Annotated in this window: 21 protein-coding genes; 17 read left to right on the top strand and 4 right to left on the bottom strand. The window is 34.7% G+C overall.

Annotation, left to right across the window (positions count from 1 at the left end; all coding sequences use genetic code 11):
• Positions 1-27: 27 nt before the first annotated feature.
• Together ABN236_RS12080 and ABN236_RS12075 are read right to left on the bottom strand one after the other, a co-directional pair.
• Complete coding sequence (locus tag ABN236_RS12080; RefSeq protein WP_311755815.1) at positions 28-852, bottom strand: VanW family protein; 825 nt, start codon at positions 850-852, stop codon at positions 28-30.
• A gap of 120 nt (positions 853-972) precedes the next feature.
• Positions 973-1,887, bottom strand: coding sequence for a LysR family transcriptional regulator (locus ABN236_RS12075; protein WP_349474082.1), 915 nt, complete (start codon positions 1,885-1,887; stop codon positions 973-975).
• A 109-nt stretch (positions 1,888-1,996) separates the two neighbouring features.
• Between ABN236_RS12075 and ABN236_RS12070 the strand changes: the two genes are divergently transcribed.
• The 10 genes from ABN236_RS12070 to ABN236_RS12025 all read left to right on the top strand — a co-directional run bounded on the left by ABN236_RS12070 (position 1,997) and on the right by ABN236_RS12025 (position 11,270).
• A complete protein-coding gene (locus tag ABN236_RS12070; RefSeq protein WP_088494741.1) occupies positions 1,997-3,490 on the top strand; it encodes an SLC13 family permease in 1,494 nt (497 codons plus the stop codon).
• Positions 3,491-3,512: 22 nt separating this feature from the next.
• Positions 3,513-4,118, top strand: a complete 606-nt coding sequence (locus ABN236_RS12065; RefSeq protein ID WP_075674356.1) for a histidine phosphatase family protein — start codon at positions 3,513-3,515, stop codon at positions 4,116-4,118.
• Positions 4,119-4,728: 610 nt separating this feature from the next.
• Entirely contained in the window at positions 4,729-5,253 is a 525-nt protein-coding gene (locus ABN236_RS12060; protein WP_088494742.1) for a fimbrial protein, read from the top strand.
• A gap of 68 nt (positions 5,254-5,321) precedes the next feature.
• Positions 5,322-5,990: a fimbrial biogenesis chaperone gene (locus ABN236_RS12055; protein WP_349474081.1), complete on the top strand. Its 669-nt coding sequence runs from the start codon at positions 5,322-5,324 to the stop codon at positions 5,988-5,990.
• Positions 5,991-6,014: 24 nt separating this feature from the next.
• The gene (locus ABN236_RS12050; RefSeq protein WP_349474080.1) at positions 6,015-8,522 is read left to right on the top strand and encodes a fimbria/pilus outer membrane usher protein; all 2,508 of its coding nucleotides are present in this window, start codon (positions 6,015-6,017) and stop codon (positions 8,520-8,522) included.
• An 86-nt stretch (positions 8,523-8,608) separates the two neighbouring features.
• Positions 8,609-9,130: a fimbrial protein gene (locus ABN236_RS12045; RefSeq protein ID WP_349474079.1), complete on the top strand. Its 522-nt coding sequence runs from the start codon at positions 8,609-8,611 to the stop codon at positions 9,128-9,130.
• A 12-nt stretch (positions 9,131-9,142) separates the two neighbouring features.
• Positions 9,143-9,640 (top strand): fimbrial protein, encoded by a 498-nt coding sequence (locus ABN236_RS12040; RefSeq protein WP_349474078.1) that lies wholly within the window; start codon positions 9,143-9,145, stop codon positions 9,638-9,640.
• A 21-nt stretch (positions 9,641-9,661) separates the two neighbouring features.
• Positions 9,662-9,955: a helix-turn-helix domain-containing protein gene (locus ABN236_RS12035; protein WP_349474077.1), complete on the top strand. Its 294-nt coding sequence runs from the start codon at positions 9,662-9,664 to the stop codon at positions 9,953-9,955.
• Positions 9,936-10,919, top strand: coding sequence for a fimbrial protein (locus ABN236_RS12030; protein ID WP_349474076.1), 984 nt, complete (start codon positions 9,936-9,938; stop codon positions 10,917-10,919). The genes ABN236_RS12035 and ABN236_RS12030 overlap by 20 nt, the downstream gene beginning before the upstream one ends.
• 48 nt (positions 10,920-10,967) lie before the next feature.
• On the top strand, positions 10,968-11,270 hold the full coding sequence (locus tag ABN236_RS12025; RefSeq protein ID WP_349474075.1) for a helix-turn-helix domain-containing protein: 303 nt from the start codon (positions 10,968-10,970) through the stop codon (positions 11,268-11,270).
• 71 nt (positions 11,271-11,341) lie between these two features.
• Here the strand turns inward: ABN236_RS12025 and ABN236_RS12020 are convergent, their stop codons facing one another.
• Positions 11,342-12,814 (bottom strand): anion permease, encoded by a 1,473-nt coding sequence (locus ABN236_RS12020; protein ID WP_088494749.1) that lies wholly within the window; start codon positions 12,812-12,814, stop codon positions 11,342-11,344.
• 520 nt (positions 12,815-13,334) lie between these two features.
• Here ABN236_RS12020 and ABN236_RS12015 point away from each other — a divergent pair.
• A complete protein-coding gene (locus tag ABN236_RS12015) occupies positions 13,335-14,240 on the top strand; it encodes a LysR substrate-binding domain-containing protein (protein ID WP_088494750.1) in 906 nt (301 codons plus the stop codon).
• A gap of 75 nt (positions 14,241-14,315) precedes the next feature.
• On the opposite strand, the gene ABN236_RS12010 is transcribed toward ABN236_RS12015, so the two are convergent.
• Complete coding sequence (locus tag ABN236_RS12010) at positions 14,316-15,188, bottom strand: pirin family protein (protein WP_349474074.1); 873 nt, start codon at positions 15,186-15,188, stop codon at positions 14,316-14,318.
• Between the two features lie 280 nt (positions 15,189-15,468).
• Here ABN236_RS12010 and ABN236_RS12005 point away from each other — a divergent pair, with 280 nt between their 5' ends.
• The 6 genes from ABN236_RS12005 (at position 15,469) to ABN236_RS11980 (ending at position 22,135) form a co-directional block, all read left to right on the top strand.
• Complete coding sequence (locus ABN236_RS12005; RefSeq protein ID WP_109395416.1) at positions 15,469-16,146, top strand: hydrolase; 678 nt, start codon at positions 15,469-15,471, stop codon at positions 16,144-16,146.
• 105 nt (positions 16,147-16,251) lie between these two features.
• On the top strand, positions 16,252-16,818 hold the full coding sequence (locus tag ABN236_RS12000) for a YceI family protein (RefSeq protein ID WP_088494753.1): 567 nt from the start codon (positions 16,252-16,254) through the stop codon (positions 16,816-16,818).
• 547 nt (positions 16,819-17,365) lie between these two features.
• Entirely contained in the window at positions 17,366-19,033 is a 1,668-nt protein-coding gene (locus tag ABN236_RS11995) for an acyl-CoA synthetase FdrA (RefSeq protein ID WP_088494754.1), read from the top strand.
• Positions 19,034-19,045: 12 nt separating this feature from the next.
• The gene (locus ABN236_RS11990; RefSeq protein ID WP_100160111.1) at positions 19,046-20,311 is read left to right on the top strand and encodes a YlbE family protein; all 1,266 of its coding nucleotides are present in this window, start codon (positions 19,046-19,048) and stop codon (positions 20,309-20,311) included.
• A gap of 43 nt (positions 20,312-20,354) precedes the next feature.
• Positions 20,355-21,182, top strand: a complete 828-nt coding sequence (locus ABN236_RS11985; protein ID WP_349474073.1) for an oxamate carbamoyltransferase subunit AllH family protein — start codon at positions 20,355-20,357, stop codon at positions 21,180-21,182.
• A 47-nt stretch (positions 21,183-21,229) separates the two neighbouring features.
• Positions 21,230-22,135, top strand: a complete 906-nt coding sequence (locus tag ABN236_RS11980; RefSeq protein WP_349474072.1) for a carbamate kinase — start codon at positions 21,230-21,232, stop codon at positions 22,133-22,135.
• Positions 22,136-22,159: the final 24 nt, after the last annotated feature.

Raw genomic sequence — 22,159 nt, 5'->3', positions numbered from 1 at the left:
CGAGTAATAAAGATATATTTAAGTAAATTAACTTAGTTGTTCATCTGAAATATCATATTTCACGACCACACTATTTTCATAAAGTAATTCTGATGTAATTAATTGAGGAAAAGCACCCACATTGTTTTTAGTGTAAATATCTCGCCAAATTTCATTACAGCGATATACATGCTCCCCCTTTTTGATAAAAGAAGAAGACTTCTCATAAATATGATAACGATATTCCCTTGCTTCGCTACAAAGGAGTTCGCCTTCTAACTGATGTTCAGCGACATGTAATCTAATTTGGTAATCATAAGGCGTTGGATTATATAAGACTAAATCTACATAGTTATAAAAAATAGCAGCTCCTGAGCCAAAAGGAAGTACTCGTCCTTCATCAGGAAAGGGATCAAAACTATGATTTGCCTTTTCAATCACTTTTAATTCAGAATGCAGTGCTAACCAATGTATTAAATTACTCGCCTGACAAATTCCACCGCCTACACCTTTTCTTGCTTCACCATAGGAAAGCTGCATACCATCAATAAAGCCTCTTTTATAGCTAGGCTTACCGACTAAATAACAAAAAGAGAAATACTCACCCGGTTTTATTACGATGCCATCTAACGCTTTTTCGACTAATTTAAGATTCGTTATTTTATTGTATTGTAATTGAATATCACTTTCGCCACGGCGACTAATTAATTTAGATGTGTGTTTTAAATAACGGTAAGAAAGCCGTTGTTCTGGTTGAACATTTCTGCTGTATTTTCGGCCTGAAAAGCGCCAACTAAGAGAACGAAATAAACGACGCTGTGCCACTCTCAAAGTATAAAGAATAGGGTGATAAGACGAGAGTGTTCTGCGCATAAAATCCTTTTAAACAATAGCAAATAGAATGGGATAAACGTGAGTATAATAACGATTTAATGAGGATATTGATACGCTGATATCCTTAAAATAATAGGGCTAAGAATTCAGCTAATAAATTTAATTATTAATATCTTTCGTTAAAATTTGAGCTTGAGATTGTAAGATAGATAAAAACTTCTTGGTGGCTGGAGAGATATACTTTTCTTTATGATAAAAGTAGCGAATACCTCGGCTAAACTGAATATCATCAAATGCAATTTCACATAAAAGACCTAATTTTAATTCTTGCATGATAGATAAACGAGATAAAATTGAGATCCCTAAACCGTGAATAACCCCCTGCTTTATTCCTTCTAAGCTATTTATTTCCATCACATTTTTGAGCTCTTTATTATTTTCTTGAATTCTATCTAATAAAAAATCACGGGTAGCAGAGTGCTCGGGTTTGATCAGAAAAACTTCTGATGCAATATCAGAAAATCTGCAATGTTTCTTTTTTGCCAGCCAATGTTCAGGTGAACAAATAAGCACTAAGGGATCGATAAGAAAGGTATCAAGATGATATTCCGTCGGATCTAAATAGATATGATCAGACATGATCAAAAATTCTAATTCTTGGGTATCAAGTTTACGGATAAGTTGTGTTGAGCTTGAAATATCCATGCTTAATTTCACATCGGGATATTGCTCTCTAAACTGCGCCATAATTTGAGGTAATAGGTAAACGCCAACAAAATGGCTAGCGCCAAATTTAATTTCACCTTTAGAGGGATCATCGAATTGTCGCATATGCTCAGAAGAGGATTTTACTAAATTAATAATCTGGGTTGCGTACTGCTGATAAACCTTACCTTGGGGGGTTAAATAAAGCCGATTATTGATCCTTTCAAACAACGTTGTTTGCAATTCTTCTTCTAGTTTTTTGATTTTAATACTCACGCTGGGTTGAGTGCAGAATAGGCGTTCTGCGGTTTCAGTAACATTAAAACCGTTGGCAAGGAGTAGAAAAGCATCAAGTTGGCTTAAATTCATATCAACACCATAAATTATTTTTATAGTTATAATATATTAATACAATTATCTTTATACCTCAATATTTCTATACTGGACTTCCTACCCTACACATTAAGAGGAATCGGTTATGGAAAAGACTGCGAAGCGAGATGACATCGCTAAACCAGCGCCATCATCACCAAAACAAAACAGTAAGAAAATAACCTTAAAAACAATAGGAATACCTTTAGCTTTATTGGTATTGCTCGTTTTATTTTTTATGCCAACACCAGATGGATTAAGTATTGAAGGGCAAAAAGCCATTGCTATTTTTTGTGCGGCGTTAATTCTATGGGTATGTGGTTCTTTACCCATTTATTTAACCTCAATGCTCGTTATTGTTTTACTTCCAATAACGGGAACGGTTGCAAAAGAGAAAGTGGTTTTCGGTACATTAGGTTATGACGTTATTTGGCTGATGGTTTCTGCATTTGTTTTAACATCCGCCATGATCAAATCGAATATTGCCAGACGCTTTGCTTTATGGATGATCACCAAATTTGGGCAAACACCCAAAAAAGCGTTATTTGTCCTTATTTTAATTAACTTCAGTTTAGTTTTCTTTGTTCCTTCAACGACTGCACGTGCAACATTAATGGTGCCTATTTGTATGATCTTATTAGAGATACATAAGGCAATTCCCGGAAAAAGTAATTACGGGAAATTAATGATGTTGCAAGGTGTACAAGCTGATGCCTTGGCAACATCCGGTGTAATGACAGGTACTGCCGCTAATATTATTGCGGTTGGATTTATCAATTCACAAGCTGGCGGTTCTATTGGTTATATGGATTGGCTAATCGCCTCTTTCCCATTAGCTATTGTTGGTATGACTATCTCCTTTTTTATTGGATTAAAACTATTCTCTTTTAAAGGAGAAGTGGATTTTGAAGGTTCACTAGAGAAATTAAAAAAAGAACGTTCTCAACTTGGTGCATTAACTAAGAATGAGAAAAAAGCCATGTATATCTTTTTAATGGCGGTGTTCTTATGGGCAACCGAAAGCTATCACCAAGATATGTTTGGTTTCAAAATTAGCGTTTATATGACTGCTGTTATTGCTGCCATTCTTTGCCTAATGCCTCGTATTGGCTTATTAACGTGGAATGAAGCCAATATCAAATGGGATCTAATGATATTTGCAGCAGGTGCTTATGCGGCAGGTAATACCTTAGAATCTACAGAAGGCGCACAATGGCTAATTGGTAAAATGGTTTATGGGCTTGGACTAGAAAATATGAGCACTACAATGGTTTATATTGTGGTTGTCTTTATCTGCATGTATAGCCATTTAATTTTTACCAGTAAAACAGTAAAAACAACCATCTTAATTCCAGCCATTATTGCACTTGCTAAAACATTGGGCATGGATCCGGTTACATTGGCATTAGCTGCGTCATTTACACTGACTTATACCATTACCTTACCACCACATTCGAAAGTAAATACTATCTATTTCTCAAGCGGCTACTTTAGTGTGTTAGAGCAAATGAAATATGGATTAATTACCTGCTTTGTCGGTGCGTCGGTAATTTCTATTGCGATATTCACTTGGTTCCAAATTCTTGGATATGGTCTTTAAACCATTAAATTAAGGAATAATAATGAGACTAATTTTATTAAGACACGGTGAAACCTTATGGAATATGGAATCACGCTTACAAGGACATGCTAATTCTTGTTTATCACCAAAAGGCATTAACCAAGCAATGGCGATAAAAGAGAGTATTAAATTGTTATCACCCGCTAGGATTATTACGTCAGATTTAGGGCGAACAGTACAAACCGCAGAAATTGTTGGTCATCCTGAAGCAGTTAAAGAGCCATTATTGCGTGAATTAAATATGGGAGAATGGACGGGGCAGCGAAAACCAGAACTCATAAGACATCATGCAGATAAATACAAGAATTGGCGAGCAGGAACATATACACCACCTAAAGGCGAAAATTGGTTTGATTTTTGTGATCGCATTGGTGCGGCATTACAAGGCTGGGTACATAAAGAAGACAGTGATTTATTAGCGGTTGTGCATAGTGGTGTTATTCGTGCAGCCTGCAAAGTATTCTTAAATCTGTCACCTGAGTTTTTATTACCCGCAACACCGGGCACAATAACGATATTTAATTTTGATCTTAATTCTGATAAAGCACCAAAATTAGAAGCCTATAATATTGGCTCTTATATGCCAGATAAGAATGTTGCTGACTAAGATTAATAAGAAGTGGTTTTTAAATTAATCGTTATAATTTAATTTATATAACTATCTAAAAAAACACTCCGATATTAAATCAGAGCAAGGGAGATCCTTGCTCTTTTTTTTATATAAAAATCAGTATTTAAATCATATATTTTATATGCAATATCGTTTTATTCTTTTTATGTTTAATTTGTAACTGATAAGTTAAGCCGAATTTTGTTCAAAAATAGCACATTAAGGGTTTAATTTAATCAAATAGAATAAAAAGTGGCTTTTATTGTTAAGAGGAAATAATACTTTTTTTTATTCACACCATATGCGTTATAAAATGAAATAAAAAATTTATTTAATAATAAAAAATAGTATTTAACTTTTATTTTGATTTAACAATGTTGTATCAATATATGAAAATTTAAAATTATTAAAAATAAACTTCATTGATTAACTAATAAAGAGTTTGCTTGGTTTTAAATTCTGATTCAAATCAAAAAAGTGAATATTATACTGCTATAACCAAAACTTGTTTATTATAAAAAACAATTAGATAATACTCACATACTGAGTTAATTAAGTATTTTGTAATTAATTTGGTTTTATTAATAAAAATTAATCGGAGAAAAAAATGAGAAAAAACTTACTTGCAACATTAATTGCTGCAACGACTATCTTTGTCACTAATAATGTATTAGCAGCGGATGGTACTATTGATTTTACAGGGGAAATTATTGATAACGCATGTGAATTAGCCGCAGGTTCTGATGCTTTAAAAGTTAATTTAGGCACCGTCTCTAAAAAAGCATTACCAAGTACAGGAAGTACTGCCGCAGCGACAAAATTCACAATTAAATTAATTAATTGCCCTAAAACAGTGACCACTGCATCTGTTAAATTTGATGCAGATTCATATGTAGGTGATGACAGTGTTATTGCCCTGAAAAAAGAGTCGGGTGTAGCAACTGGAGTGGGTATTCAAATTACGGATGATGCGAATGTTGTAGTACCTTTATTTACAGCATCTAAAGCCTATCCATTAAAAGAAAATATTGAAAATAATTTAGATTTTAGAGCTCGTTATATTGCTAAAACAGATTCTGTTACTGCGGGTTTAGCAAATGGTAATGCAACATTTACTATTAACTATAACTAAATAAGATTAAATATAAATTAAGGTTTAAAAGGACTTGAACCTTATTATAAAAATACAGTGGTGATAATATGAAGTCTATTATTGTCTTTTTAATTTCTATTCTTTTTTTTATTAGTCAATCTTCTGCTGGCGTTATTATTGGCGGAACTAGAGTTATTTATTCAGAAGGGAATAAAAACGTTAGCATTAATGTTGAAAATCCAGATAAAATTCCCTATTTAATCCAGTCTTGGATAGATGATGTTAATGAAAATAAACAGTCAAAATTTACCATTACTCCACCTTTATTTAGATTAAATCCAGATAAGGCGAATACACTGAGGATTTTTTTAACTGAAGGGAATTTGCCTAGTGATAAAGAGTCTCTATTTTGGCTAAATATAAAAACAATACCAGCTACAGAAAAAACAGAAAATTCATTGCAGATTGCTTTTAAGACTCAAATGAAATTAATTTACCGACCTGAAAATTTAAAAAAGGTAAATTTTGAGGAGGAGCAGAAAAAATTAATATGGTCAAAAGTTGGAAATAAAATTAGTGTAAATAATCCAACACCCTATTATTTTAATTTTCAGATGATTAATTTTAATGGGAAATCAGTAAATGATGTCTCTTATGTTGAACCTTTTTCAACAAAATCATTTGATATCAATGATGGTAATGAACATGGCACGATAAACTGGGAAGTTATTAATGACTATGGTGCTAGCGTAAACTTATCAGAAGTTAAAATATAATAAATTATAAATTTAGGTTTTAATATGAAAATTAGCAAAATATGTATTAGCCTAATTTTATATTTGGGCTATACGGCTTTATCATATGCGGAAAACGACAAGTCAGATAATATTTATTTTGATCCTGATTTCCTTGAATCGTCGGATAAAGAAAGTATCGATTTATCTCCTTTCGAAAATAACCAACAATTAGCGGGGAATTATTACGTTGATATTTATGTAAATACTAACTTGATTTTAACTAAAAATATTAGATTTGAAAAAAATAAGAATAATCAACTTATTCCCTGTTTATCAATGCAAGATCTTAATGATTTTGGTGTTAAAACAACAGATTACCCAAAACTGTATACAGTGACTGATAGCTGTGTGAATTTATCTGCGATACCTGATGCTAAAAGTGAATTAGAATTTGATTCTCAAAGGTTATATTTGAGTATTCCTCAAATTGCTTTATCTAAGGACCCGCGAGGGTATATAGATTTAAATAAGATAGATAATGGTATCACTGCACTTTTGCTTAATTATAGCTACAGTGGGTCGAGAAATTACGATCGCAAAGATAATAATTCAAGTGAAACGTCGCATTATATAAATTTAAGACCTGGATTGAACTTTGGGGCATGGCGATTGCGCAATTATACCACATGGTCAAATTCAGATAATCAATCAGGAAAGTGGAATACTGTTTACACTTATTTATCGCGTAATATAAATAAGATAAAAAGCCAATTAATGTTAGGTGATGGTGTTTCTCCATCTACTATTTTTGATAGTGTGCCATTTAGAGGTGCTCAATTATCAACAGATGATGATATGTATCCTGAAAGTCTAAGAGGTTATGCTCCCGTTATTAGAGGTATTGCGCGCAGTAATGCCCAAATTACTATTAAGCAAAATGGATATATTATTTATCAGACAGAAGTCGCAGCAGGGCCTTTTGAGATTAATGATTTATATCCCACAGGGAGTAGTGGGGATTTATACGTCACGATAAAAGAATCTAATGGGAGTGAACAGCATCAAATCGTGCCATTTGCTTCTTTGCCTGTTTTACAACGTGAAGGCTATTTATCTTATAGTGTGACGGGAGGTGAATATCGCTCTTATGATAAGAATGTGGATAAAACTAAGTTTGGACAATTTACATTAATTTATGGCCTACCTTATGGAGTGACAACTTATGGTGGTAGCCAATTAAGCCAAGACTATCAATCTTATTCTTTGGGGGCAGGAAAAAATTTAGGTGTTTTTGGTGCAATTTCTGTCGATATTACACATGCAAGTTCAACTTTTGATAATGGTATTAAGCAGCAAGGGCAATCTTACCGTTTTAGATACAATAAAAATCTGAACGATGTGGGCACAAATATAGCGTTAGCGGGTTATCGTTATTCTACAAACGGTTTTTATAGCTTATCTGAAGTATTCGATAGTTTTCGACGTACAAATTATAGTCCAGAAGTTGAACGTCGCCGTAATCGTGCTGAAATTACGATTAACCAGAATTTAGGCGAAGGAAATGGCTCTTTAGCTATCGGTTATATAAAAGAAGATTACTGGAATAGTAATAAAAAAACACAATCAGCAACGTTAGGTTATAACAATAGCTGGCAAGGTATCAGTTATGGGATGAACTATACCTATAATAAAAATACTAATCGTTACTCTTATGTGACGGGAGAAAAAACACAAAGTGATGATGAACATCAATTTGCCTTTTCAGTAAGTGTACCTTTTAGTGTATTTGACGATACTTTCTATTATAACTTTAATACAAATAGTAGTAGTAACAATGCAAGTACAGGAAGTGTCGGAATTTCTGCGTCTCAACTCAATAATCGATTAAATTGGAGCGCACAGCAAGGATTTACCAACCAAGATCAAGGATCTTCTGGAAATATCAATGCATCCTATAAAGGTCAACTAGGTGATATTACGGGGGGGTATAGTTACGGGAAAGATAACCATAATCTTTATTATGGGGTCAATGGTAGCGTAGTTGCTCACTCTGGAGGAATAGTCCTTGGACAACAACTGGGTGAAACGTCTGCAATTGTTGATATTCCCAATGCAGGTGATGTTGCGATACTAAACCAAGCGGGTGTCAAAACTAATAGCATGGGCTATGCATTAGTGCCTTACGTTACACCGTATCGCAAGAATACCTTAGAAATTGATACATTAATGCTGCCTGAAAATACAGAAATGGAATTGACTAGCCAAACGATTTCACCTAGTCGAGGTGCTTTAGTCAAAGCTGATTTTTCTGCTAACGTGGGTTATCGCGTATTGATGACGGTTAATCTTGCAAATAAAAAACCAGTTCCATTTGGTGCTCAAGTTATTTTTAAAGATAACAGCCAATTGAATAGTATTGTTGGTAATGATGGAGAGGTTTATTTATCGGGGTTAGAACAACGCGGAAACTTAACTATTAAATACAACAATGAAACATGTCATGTAAATTATGATTTATCAGGTGTTCTTGATTATTTAGGACTCTATAAAATCACTGTGACTTGTCAGTAGTAAATTTAAATAGCATTAAAGTTAATATATTAAACCCAGTTATTCCTTTTATAGCTGTCGATATTTGCTACGCGTAGGAAAGTGAAATGACTATATTAATAAGATTTTTTATTTTAATAACCAGTGTAATAATAAGTTTTCCTTTACTCGCTGGGGATACGGTTACTGTTAATTTTTCTGGAGATATTAGAGCAGCAACTTGTAATATTTCTGGAGGAAATAATATTAATATTGATTTAAAAGAGATGCCAGCAAATTTATTTAAGACAACAAATTCGAGTTCAGTGTGGAATAATTTTACGATTAAATTAATTAATTGTTCACCCACAATAAATCAAGTAAAGCTAACATTTTCTGGGACACCAGACAATGCTGATGTAAATAACTTATATAGAAATGAAGGAACTGCAAAGAATATTGCTGTGCAATTGCAGAATGAAAATAGTAATGGATTAATACCATTAGGTAACCAAAAATCACTGTATATTGCAGTTAATGGTCAATCCTCAGTGAATATTCCTTTAAGAACAAGAGCATTTAGTAAGCTTGGAAATGCAACACCAGGCACGGTATCTGCAAAAATTACAGCAACTATAGTCTATATGTAGAGGCGGAATATTATGTATAAAATCATACCATTATCCCTACTATTTTTATGTTCTCCTTTTGCAGTAGGAAGTGTTGTTAATATTAATGTTTATGGTTCTGTGATTGCATCACCTTGTGAATTAGAAACAAAAAATTATTTGATTGATTTTAATAAAATAAATATTAGAAATATTAAAAACAATCAAAAATCAGATTGGGTTAATTTTTCTATAAAATTAAAAAATTGCCCAATAACAACGAATAAAGTCACAATGACCTTAAATGGAATCATTGATTTTAATTATCCGGAATATTTTATTAATAATGGAACAGCAAAAAACACGGCATTAAATATCGCAACACAATTAAATAAAAGTATTATAAAAAATAATGAAAAATTAATAGTGAACATTAATCAGCAGACACACAATGCTGAATTTCCTTTATCGGCAAGAATTATAGGTTATGGAAGTAATATCACTGTGGGTTCATTTAAAAGTCATCTTGAATTTACGCTTCTTTATAATTAACGAATAATAAAGGAAATGAAAATGAGTCATATTTATCCTGCCTCAAAAATAATTGGGAAAAAAATAGCTTATTATAGATCTATGAATGGGTATACTTTAAGTGAACTGGCGGAAATAATTGGTATCAGTCAACAGCAGCAATCAAGATATGAACGAGGTATTAATAGAGTTAGTTTGGATAGACTTTATCAATATGCTCGTGCTTTTGATATTTGTTTAAGCCAATTTTTTATTTTAGATGAAGATGAACAAAAAGAGATGAAAACTAAAATAATAGATAAGTTAGGAGATAAAAATGCGCCATGTAAACACTAAATCTATTCTTTTATTAAGTGGAGTCTTATTTTATTCCACATATACTTTTTCTGCTTGTATTCAAAATCCAAATCTAAGAAATATTAGAGTGGATATACCGAATAAAGTTTATTCAATTCAATATGATGATATGGGAACTCGTGTATTAGATGAATTTCGTATAAATTATAAAAATGGACCTATAAATACATTTTCTGGTAACGATGGAAAATGTGGTAATTCAACAATCTCAGGTACTTATATTAATGGTTGGGTACCTAATGCTAATAAAATAGTGCAGACCAATATTCCTGGTATTGGTATACAAGTTAAACTACATGAGTTAGGACTATTAAATTTAACTCATAGTAATATAATAGATCCATCAGGAAATCATTATACAATAATAAATCCATACTGGACTGTTAAAATATTAAAAACAGGTAGGGTTACTGAATCAGGAAGTGTGAATTGGGGAATGCTTGCTAAAGTTGTACAAAATAATACATTACCTCGAAATACTACTTGGAATATATCATCATTATATTTACCGTTAAATGCAATAAGAGTAAATTCTTTGAAATGTACAACTAAATCATCAAGTTATAACGTTAATATGGGCACTTGGTATGATACGCAATTTAAAAATATTGGTGATGTAAGTAAAGATGTAAGTATTCCTATTACATTAAGTTGTGCTGCGGGAACTAATATTAAAGCTACTGTGACTAGTAGTGCTGGATATATTGATGTAAATACAGGTAAATTAAAACTATCGGGTGCAAATCAAGCTACAGGAATTGGAATTCAATTATTAGATAAAAATAATAATCCTATCAAATTAAATACTAAAAATAGTTTACAAAATCAGGTTGCATCTGGCGATTATATTTTTGGTTGGAAAGCGCGCTATATAAAAACAGGAAGTACAATAACACCAGGAAGTGCTAACTCAATTGCTACAGTAAATATTTTGTATGAATAATTAATGAGTTTATTTTTGATATTATCAATTTTATTTTTTGGAGATGTTATGAATAAAGAAATATCAAGATTAGTTGGCGCTAAAATTAGAGAGTTAAGAATAACACACAGTATGAGTGGCAGTGAGTTTGGTGCTTTATTGGGGATAAGCCAGCAACATCAATCTCGTTTTGAAAATGGTGAGTCAAACATCCATGCAGAAAGTATTTATATTTTATCCTATCTTTTTGATGTCGATTTAAATTATTTTTTTGATGGGGTTCAACATGTCGTTGATAAAGATAAAATAGAGAATAAAAAAAGTCATTATCAATCAGAGTCAATTATCGCAAGCAACGGTATCTGGCGTTAACTTTATAAGATGCCTAACAATAAACTAGGCATCTTATATTTGTTTTATTTAAGGCAATATTTTTTAAAGCCTTACCAATATCCCAGTACTTTCCACCATACACTACCAAGGGTTATCCAAACGATAAGGTTAACGACACTCATCACAAATCCTGTTTTCCACCATTCGCCCAATGTGGCGTAGCCGGAACCGAAAATAATTGGCGCAGTACCAGTGCCGTAATGTGTTAATGACATCATTAATGAAGATGAGAACGCCAAAATAAGCCCTAATAACATTGGTGGTGCGCCAAGGGCTAAACCAGCCGCATAGAAAGCGGCAAACATGGCGGTAATATGGGCGGTAGTACTGGCAAAGAAATAGTGAGAATAAACATAGATTAGTACCAGTAATATCATGCCACTGACCCAACTTATTCCCATGCTATCAATACTTGCCCCCACACTGAGTGACAACCATTTAATTAATCCTAATTTTCCTAAGAAGGATGCCATCATTACTAATGCAGAGAACCAAACTACGGTATCCCATGCACCTTTATTTTTTAAAATATCATCCCAATTCAAAACACCTGTACATAATAAAATAGATAAGCCAATAAATGCTGCCGTTGTCGCATTAACGCTAAATCCATCTCCAAATAACAACGCGGGGACTCCTGCCCACATAATTAATAATAAGGCAAAGACGGCAAGGGTTATTTTTTCAGGTAATGAAATAGGCCCTAATTGTGCTAAACGCTCTTTAGCAAAATGAGGTGCATTTGGGGTGCTGGTTATTTCAGGTTTATAAAGTAGATAAATAACAATAGGCATTAAAATTAATGAAACGATGGCGGGCACAAACGCAGCAATTGCCCACATAGACCAACTAAGCTCATGTGTAGGATCAGTTTCACTGATAATTAAACTCACGATAAGTGGGTTAGGAGCTGTTGCCGTAATAAACATGGCAGAAGTAATAGGATTTATATTGTAGTTCACTAAAGAGAGATAACGCCCTATTTTACCACTTGTGCCATCTTCTGCTTTAGAGTTAAAACTATCTGATATTGAACGCATAATCGGGTGAATAATTCCACCACCACGCGCGGTATTACTTGGTGTTACAGGGGCTAATATTGTTTCAGCAATAGCCAATGAATAGGCTATTCCAATGGTTCTTTTGCCAAATAGTGAAATAAAATAATAGCCAATTCGAGCGCCGAGTCCGGTTTTATTTAGACTCATAGAGACCATAATGGAGATACCAATTAACCAGATAAGATCATTGGAAAATCCACTTAATGCATCACCGATAGCGGCTTTAGTTGAATTAGGGTTAGTGACACCAGTGACAGCAACTAATGCGATAGCAATAATAGAAACGGCACCGATAGGGAGAGCTTTACCAATAATAGCGGCGATAGTTCCAACAAAGAGTGCTAATAAATGCCAAGCATTGGGGTCAACTCCTTGTGGCACGGGAATAAGAAACCAGATAATAAGGGTAATAGAAACGGCGATTAATGTAGGTATGGGTCGTAATGGAGTTAATTTATTCATCAGGTATTCCATTAGGTTGCAGGTTAAATAAATAATCGGAAGTAAAAAATAAAGCGAATAAGTATTTTTATTTAAGATGATCTTATTAACATATTATTAAATATTCATTGATTAGTGTCATAAAAATAAAATTATCCATTAACTTAATTTTAAAATAAGAGATTTTATGTAACTCAATGTTATTGAAATATAAGGTGACTATTTATCATTTTGTTTTTATTGGTATTTTTTTATTACAACTAAACTTTAATAATAAAAACCAATTCCAATGATAGGTGGAAATAAAATATAATTATGGTATGTGAATTTATCCCATGTCACATTTATAATATTAAATTGATAAGGTTATAACAGATTGTGTTATTATTTTTGGTCGTCTTTATTTTATTAACCTATGTGATTATAATGTTATTAACAATAGCTGAATAATAGTAAATAATATTTACAATTACTTTTGCCATAATATCGGTGCCTGAAACAATTCAGCTAAATATTGAAAATAACCTAATAGGTGATACGCATGAAGTATGATTTAAATGATCTCTACTATTTTGTGAAAGTCGTTGAGTTTGGCGGTTTTTCTCAAGCAGCAGAAACATTAGGTATACCTAAATCTAAACTAAGTCGTCGTATTGCTGATTTAGAACAGAAACTCAATGTCTCTTTGATTTATCGTTCTACACGTCAATTTCATGTCACCAAAATCGGGCAGACATTTTATCAGCAGTGTAAAAATGTAGTTTCAGAAGCTGAAATTGCAGAAGAAGTTATTTGTTCAGCGCAAGGGCACCCCCATGGCACCATTAAACTCTCGTGTCCTGTCGCATTATTGCAAATTTATATTCAAGATATTTTGGTCGATTTTATGGAAAAATATCCGGATATTAATATTCAGATATTAGCTATTAATCGTCCTGTTGATGTAATTAGTGAAGGCCTTGATTTAGCCTTGCGAGTAAGAGCATTACCGCTAGATGATTCAGGTTTAACGATGAAAATTCTAGGTTATTCTCGGCGTGTTCTAGTCGCCAGCCCTTTATTATTTAAAGGGCAAGAGATCCCCGATTCGCCAGAACAACTGGCTGACTACCCTATTTTGGCAAATAGCGAACACTCACAACAATATACACTTACTTTAACTCATGAAAATGGTACGGTTTCCACACAACATGTGACTCCGAAATTAGCGACAACCGATGTTATTACACTTTATAAAGCAACACTAAAAGGATTAGGAATAACTCGATTACCACTGAGTGTGGTTGAAAAAGACCTACAAGACGGCTCGTTAATTGAAGTGTTGCCAAGTTGGCGTTTTCCTAAAGATGTTATTCATGCAGTTTATCCGTCAAGAAAAGGGTTATTGCCTGCTATTCAGGTATTGCTGGAATACCTTGCTGATAATATGTCGCCATTGAAAGAGTAAGTACAATATAAAAACGGCTCCAAATATTAAAGGGAGCCGTTTGATTTTTATTGTTTGTTGCATGAAATAAAAGTGTTATTCGTTAGGAATACGACCAAATTTACCTTGGTTAAAATCATCAATAGCTTGTTTGATTTGAGCTTCGCTATTCATGACAAAAGGGCCATAACCTACAACAGGCTCATTAATAGGCTCACCACTGAGATATAAAACAATCGCATCTTCAATAGCTTCAAGATTAACTGAACCACCTTCATTATCTAAAATTACCAAATCACCTGTTTGTAGTTGAGTTTGATTATCAAGATAAACACTGCCATGTAAAACCACTAAGCCAACATAGCAATCTTTTTTCGTTGGTAATGTGGCCGATTTTGCACTCTTTAATTGAATGTCCCACACGTCAACGGGTGAAAAAGTTTTTGCTGCGCCATGTGTGTCATGATAATCACCGGCAATAATGCGCATTTGTCCGGCATTATCTGCTAAAGGAAGTACAGGGATCGCGCTTTCTTTTAGCAATTGATAGCCAGCAGGTGCTGATTTAGCCTCAGATGGAAGATTAACCCACAATTGCACCATATCTAACACACCGCCTTCTTTGGTAAATGCATCAGAATGATATTCTTGATGTAAAATACCTGATGCCGCGGTCATCCATTGCACGTCACCTGGACCGATTACGCCACCTTCTCCGGTGGAATCATGGTGTGCAACTTCACCTTTATAAACGATAGTGACCGTTTCAAACCCACGATGAGGGTGTTCACCGACACCACGATTATGTCCTTGAGATGCAGGAAAATCAGTAGGGCCTGCTCTATCTAAAAGTAAAAATGGGTTTAAATACTTACCATGATTACCATAACTAAAGAGTGAGCGAACATGAAAACCATCACCAACCCAATGTTGACGAGGTGCCTTATAAATACCTATGATCTTTTTCATAAAATGTTCCTATAAAATTTCTATAGGGCCTATTTTAGAGTGACGAATATATTTAAGTAGTGCCAAAAATAGGTTTCATCATCCTAAAAATAGAACAATAATAAAATGTTTCAGTGTTCTATTTTTAGAATAGTGTTTATCAGAATTGCTACTACCGAGCTTTTAATTAATTGATTATTGTTTATTACAACGAAAGAGAAACGATATAAAAATATTTTTCTCTAATATTGTTCTTCAATCATGTTAATAATCAACTTTATTAATTAAAAGGAATAAATAAATGAGCACCCCAGCAAATTTTAATGGTCAGCGCCCTGTAATTAATCCAGAAGATGCTGTTATGTTATTAATTGATCACCAAAGTGGTTTATTCCAAACGGTTGGTGATATGCCAATGACTGAATTACGAGCGCGTGCTTCAGTATTAGCAAAAATAGCAACATTAGCTAACATGCCTGTTATTACAACGGCTTCTGTACCACAAGGTCCTAATGGTCCATTAATTCCTGAAATTCACCAAAATGCACCGCATGCGAAATATATTGCACGTAAAGGTGAAATTAATGCTTGGGATAATCCAGAGTTTGTTGAAGCCGTTAAAGCAACAGGCAAAAAGCAATTAATTATTGCAGGTACTATTACGAGTGTTTGTATGGCATTCCCTGCAATTAGTGCCGTTGCTGAAGGTTATCAAGTCTTTGCAGTGATTGATGCATCAGGTACTTACAGTAAAATGGCTGAAGAAATTACCTTAGCTCGCATCGTTCAAGCGGGTGTAGTACCGATGGATACCGCAGCAGTTGCTTCTGAAATTCAAAAAACATGGAACCGTGCTGATGCAGCAGAATGGGCACAAGCGTATACTCAGATTTTCCCTGCTTATCAGCTATTAATTGAAAGTTATAGCAAAGCTCAAGATGTATTAAAAAATAACGAAGTTTTAGATTCTCAGCGTTAATTAATTTTTAACTCTCTTTGTACTTTGTATTCTCTGTGTTTAAAAATGCCTATAAAGTATTTTCTTTATGGGCATTCTTTTATAAAAATATATTAGGAAACTATAATGAAACTTATTTTATCTGCCATCATATCATCATTATTACTTGTGCCAGCAGTACAAGCTAATGAATATAAACTTGAACCAACGCATACTAAAGCCATGTTTTATATTGATCATTTTGGGACTTCAACTAACAGTGGTGGTTTCTATGAAATTGAAGGTGATTTAACCTATTCACCAGAAAACAATATAGGAAAAATAAACGTTTCTATTCCAGTTAAAACATTAAATACGGGTTTAACGGCATTTGATAATCATGTGAAAAGTGCCGATATCTTAGATGCAGATAAATACCCAACAATTCAATTTTCTTCAACAAAATGGTATTTCTCTGATAATAAACCCACATCCATTGAGGGGCTATTAACGATGAAAGGAAAAACATTGCCAGTTAAATTAACAACAACCAAGTTTAATTGTTATGAAAGCCCTGTGTTTAATGCGCCAGTCTGTGGTGGTGATTTTGAAACAACCATTAAACGTTCAGATTGGGGTGTAGACTTTTTAGTTAAAGAAGGGATGGCTGATAATATGACATTAAAAATTCAAGTAGAAGCAATTAAGCAGTAACTTAAGTCATATATTAAATATTCTTTCTATTTTAAAAGCCTTATTAAATACAAGGCTTTTTTGCTATTTGATAAAATAAAATGTAATTAAAAATAAAGGTTAATTTAAAAATCTAAGAAAGAAAAATAGCCTTTTTTTATTTGTTGATAATAATTATTTATTGCTGTATGTTATAAAATTGTAACTTGCAAATCTTTTGTCTTTGTTTTATTTGAAAATTATAGCTTAATGATTGTTTCTTGTTCGTTAAATTCCCCTCTAGAGTTTTTAATTTTATTCCTAAACCAATAAACTTTTCTCATCATAATTTATTTAATAAATATCGTTCCATTAAATAAAATTTTTTTACAATAAATAAGTGTGACTTCTATCACTCTACATTTTGATATTTCTTCAGTATGTTTATACGCAGAGATTAGAAATTAATAAATCAGACATTTATTTATATTGCTTAATAACTTAAGCAAATAGGCTTCTTATTATCAAAAAAACGAAATGCAAATAGATATGTGCTGTTACATATATTAAATGCATTAAGGATATCATAATGATCCATGCTTTTATTAAAAAAGGGAGCTTTCAGGATTCAGTAAGCCTGATGATTATTTCCCGAAAATTAAGTGAAGCCCCAGAGGTGGAAGAAATTTCCGTCATGATGGGAACACCAGCGAATAAATCTCTTCTTGATGTCACCGGTTTCTGGCATGACATGTTTAACGAAGCAACACCGAATGACATTTGTGTTTCGATTAAAGCGGAATCAGACGATCCAGCCATTATCGACATGATTTCTACTGCGTTGGAAGAAGCACTTGCAGAAATTGCAAGCGGTCAAAAAGGCGGCAACAAATTAACGACAGTACGTAGCTGGCGTACCGCTAAACAAAAAAGCACTAATGCCAATATGTTGCTCATCTCTATTGCTGGTGAATATGCTGCTGAGCTAGCAGATACCGGTTTAGAAGATGGTTGTAACGTTATGCTGTTCTCTGACAACGTATCTATCGCAGATGAAAAAGCATTAAAAGAAAAAGCAGCGGCGAAAGGTCTGATTGTTATGGGACCTGACTGTGGTACAGCAAATATTGCAGGAGCTCCTCTTGCTTTCGCTAACATTGCACCGAAAGGTTCAATTGGTATTGTTGGCGCATCAGGTACAGGTATTCAAGAAATTACCTCTCAAATCGTTTTACAACGCCAAGGTATTTCTCACTCAATTGGTTTAGGTGGTCGTGATTTAACAGAGCAAATTGGTGGTATCAGTGCAATCACTGCTATCAATATGCTGGCTGCTGATCCTAATACTCGTGTTATTGCCTTTGTTTCTAAGCCACCAGCACCTGCGGTTCGTCAAAAAATCATTGCAGAAATGAAACGCCATAATAAACCGATTGTGGCTCAATTCTTAGGAACAACACCTGAGAAATTCCAAGACGACAATATCTATTTTACTCGTACTTTAGATGAAACCGCACGTATTGCGGCTGAATTAGCGCGTGTTGAAGATATCGCAGCAGAATTACCAAAAGTTGCAGGTAAGAAAATCATTGGTCTTTATGCTGGCGGTACGTTAGCGGCTGAGTGCGCCATGTTGTTATCTGAAAAACTTAATGTTGAAGTCGATAACGAGCATAAACAAGGCACGATGCTAGATGCAGACGGCCACAAAATTATCGATATGGGTGATGACTTCTATACACAGGGTAAACCACACCCAATGATTGACCCATCTACACGTAACAAATTTATCAGTGAGCTAAGCAATAAAACAGAAGCTGGCGTGTTACTGGTTGATTTTGTTATTGGTTATGGTGCAACTCAAGATCCAGCCGGCGCGTTAATCCAGGAAATCAAAAAACTGAATGAGAAACGTGGCGAAGCTAATCCACTGATCACTATCGCAACCATCACTGGTACTGAAGACGATCCACAAAACCGTAGCGAACAGCAAAAACAGCTGAAAGAAGCGGGCATTATTGTGATGGATACGTTGCCAGAAGCCGTTTTATTAGCAAAAGAATTAATCCAGCCACATCCAGCAGAAGCACATGCTGAAGTGTCGCCACTGCTTAACGGGATCTCTGTGATCAACGCAGGATTACGTAGCTTTGCAGACGATCTGCAATCAAGTGGCACCCCTGTTGTTCATTATCAGTGGGCACCTGTCGCAGGTGGCAATAAAAAACTGGCTGAAATATTAAAGAAATTGAAATAAGGAATTGCAGATATGTACTCAACTATCGAACAAGCGAATGAAGCAGTTATCGAACGTATCCGTGAAGCCCGTCCTCACTGGTGTGATGTTAGCTTAGCAAAAGAAGTTGTTCCTGCTTTAGAAACAGGTAAAAAATTACTTCATGCAGGTCCTCCAGTAACTTGGGGCGAAATGAGTGGGCCTGTTCGCGGTGCATGTATCGGCGCTTCTTTATTTGAAGGCTGGGCAGAAACTGAAGAACAAGCATTAGCTATGTTGGAAGCAGGTGAAATTGAGTTTATTCCTTGCCATAACGTAAATGCAGTAGGCCCAATGGGCGGTATTACTTCTGCTCATATGCCAATGCTGGTTATCAAAAACCACATTCATGGTAACTACGCTTACTGCAACATGAATGAAGGTATTGGTAAAGTGATGCGCTTCGGTGCTTACGGCCCAGATGTGCAAGAGCGTTTACATTGGATGCAAAATAGCTTAGCACCAGTATTAAAAGCAGCGATTGCAACGTTTGAAAACGGTATCGATCTGACTGCAATTATGGGGCAAGCAATTACGATGGGTGATGAATTCCACCAACGTAACATCGCTGCATCTGCACTGTTACTGCGTCAGCTGGCACCAGTATTAGGCACTTTAGATTTCGAAGAAGCTGAAATCACAAAAGTGACTAAATTCCTGAGCATTACAGACCAATTCTTCCTGAACTTAGCAATGGCTTACTGTAAAGCGGCGATGGATGCTGGTGCTCAAATCAAGCAAGGTACTATCGTCACTGTAATGACACGTAATGGTAGCAACTTTGGTATCAAGATCAGCGGAATGGGTGACCAATGGTTTACCGCTCCAGTAAATACACCACAAGGTCTGTTCTTCTCTGGTTTTAGCCAAGCAGACGCAAACCCAGATATCGGTGACAGTGCAATCACTGAAACTTTTGGTATTGGTGGCGCAGCAATGGTTGCAGCTCCTGGTGTAACACGCTTTGTTGGTGCATCTGGTGGTATGGATGCAGCACGTGAAGTGACTGAAGAAATGGCTGAGATCTACCTTGCTCGTAACATGATGTTGCAAATTCCGACTTGGGATTTCCAAGGTGCATGTTTAGGCTTAGATGCACGTCGCGTTGTTGAAACAGGGATCACTCCACTGATTAATACGGGTATTGCACATAAAGAGCCGGGTGTTGGTCAGATTGGTGCAGGTACTGTACGCGCACCTTTAGGCTGCTTTGAAAAGGCGATTGTTGCTCTTGCTGAAGAGCTAGGTATCGACGCTTAATCTCGTTTTCTAACGACAAAGTAGCAGCAATAAAGGGGGCATTATGCAAATTCAAGCACTTCAAACCAGCCAGCATATCACTGACTTTGAAGGTGAGATTAAATGTGTGGGCATTTATGACCATGCTTTGAATTTCATTTGCCCTCAACAACGCTTAATAACTTTTCATCGTGAAGGAAGAGGATTAAGCCCGATGGGATGGTTACTGAAACAAGATGACTTTGATTATTTTGCAAAACAGTGCCATCCCTCGATGGCGATGAACCTTAAAAATCATCAAGCAACACTCGCAAATAAGCTCACATTGATCGCAGGTCAAAGTGAGAATTTGCGCTTACAAGATAAAGCGGATTTAGATTTGCGTTGGTTAGAAAGTTTTTTTTCTCTGTTATCACCCGCAATTGCAACGGGGTTATATGGGTCACTGAAAAATTACCGTCAAATCGCGCAACTCAGTGAAATTAAGTTATTAACTAAGCTGTTTCATAATCAGCTATTAGGCAATGCTGTTAACTGGGCTATTTTTATAGGGAAAGGCCCCGGATTAACACCAAGTTCAGATGATATGCTGGTGGGTATGTTATTTGCACATTATTTAGTCGAGCCAGAAAATAAACTTAATCATTTTTTTAATAACACACCGCCTTTATCTGAATTGACCACTATTGTCAGTAAGCATTATTTGGAATATGCCACACAGGGAATATTTTCTACCTATCTCATTCAACTAGGTAAAAAAATAAAGAATAAAGAGATTATTTTTAAGGATATGTTGGAAATACTCTCTATTGGTCATCATTCCGGCGCGGATACATTACTGGGATTATGGATTGGTTACCAAGCTAAAAAACAACAACAGCATATTGATTAATTTTTTTTAATAAAAGAATTTATATAAACATTCGGATACGGATAATTATGAAAACAATTGTTATTGCTTTAGGCGGAAATGCATTATTGCAACGCGGAGAAGTTTTGTCTGCTGAAAATCAATATAAAAATATTGAATTGATGTCAGAGACAATTAATAAATTAGCTAAAGAGTATCGTGTTGTATTAGTACACGGTAATGGGCCTCAAGTTGGATTACTTGCGCTGCAAAACCTTGCGTATCAAGATGTTCCTGCATATCCATTGGATATCTTAGTAGCAGAAAGTCAAGGTATGATTGGTTATATGATGATGCAAAAAATTAATCAAAATAACCCTGAACAAGCTATTACAACGGTAATGACTCGAGTTTCAGTGGATATTAATGATGAAGCATTTAATGACCCAAGTAAATTTATTGGCCCTATTTATGATGAAGCTGATAAAGAAGAATTAATTGCTAAGTATCAATGGACATTTAAACAAGACGGTAAACATTATCGCCGAGTTGTTCCATCACCAACACCGAAAAAGATTATTGATATCGAGGCAGTAAGACTTTTATTAGATAAAGGTCATATTGTTATTTGTGGTGGCGGCGGTGGTATTCCAGTCAACAATTCAAATAATGAATTTATTGGTAGTGAAGCTGTTATTGATAAAGATTTAACTGCGGCTTTAATTTCTCGTGAATTAAATGCAGAGCACTTTGTTATTTTAACAGAGGCTGATGCTATTTATAAAAATTGGGGTACATCAGAACAAGCTGCAATTCGTGAAGCAACACCAGAAGAGCTTGCACCAATGGCTGTCGCTGATGGTGCAATGGGACCAAAAATTATGGCAGTGAGTGATTTTGTTAATGCAACAGGGCAACAAGCTCATATTGGTGCATTACAAAATATTCAACAAGTTATTGAAGGTCAGTCTGGCACTTTAATTTATAAGTCTTAATAAAAATTCTTTCAGGAGCGTCAT

Origin of the sequence: Proteus sp. fly-1013, assembly GCF_040140245.1 — a bacterium.
Lineage (GTDB): Bacteria > Pseudomonadota > Gammaproteobacteria > Enterobacterales > Enterobacteriaceae > Proteus > Proteus mirabilis_B.
Note: the sequence above shows the minus strand (reverse complement) of the source record. Positions and strands in the feature narration are given on the sequence as shown.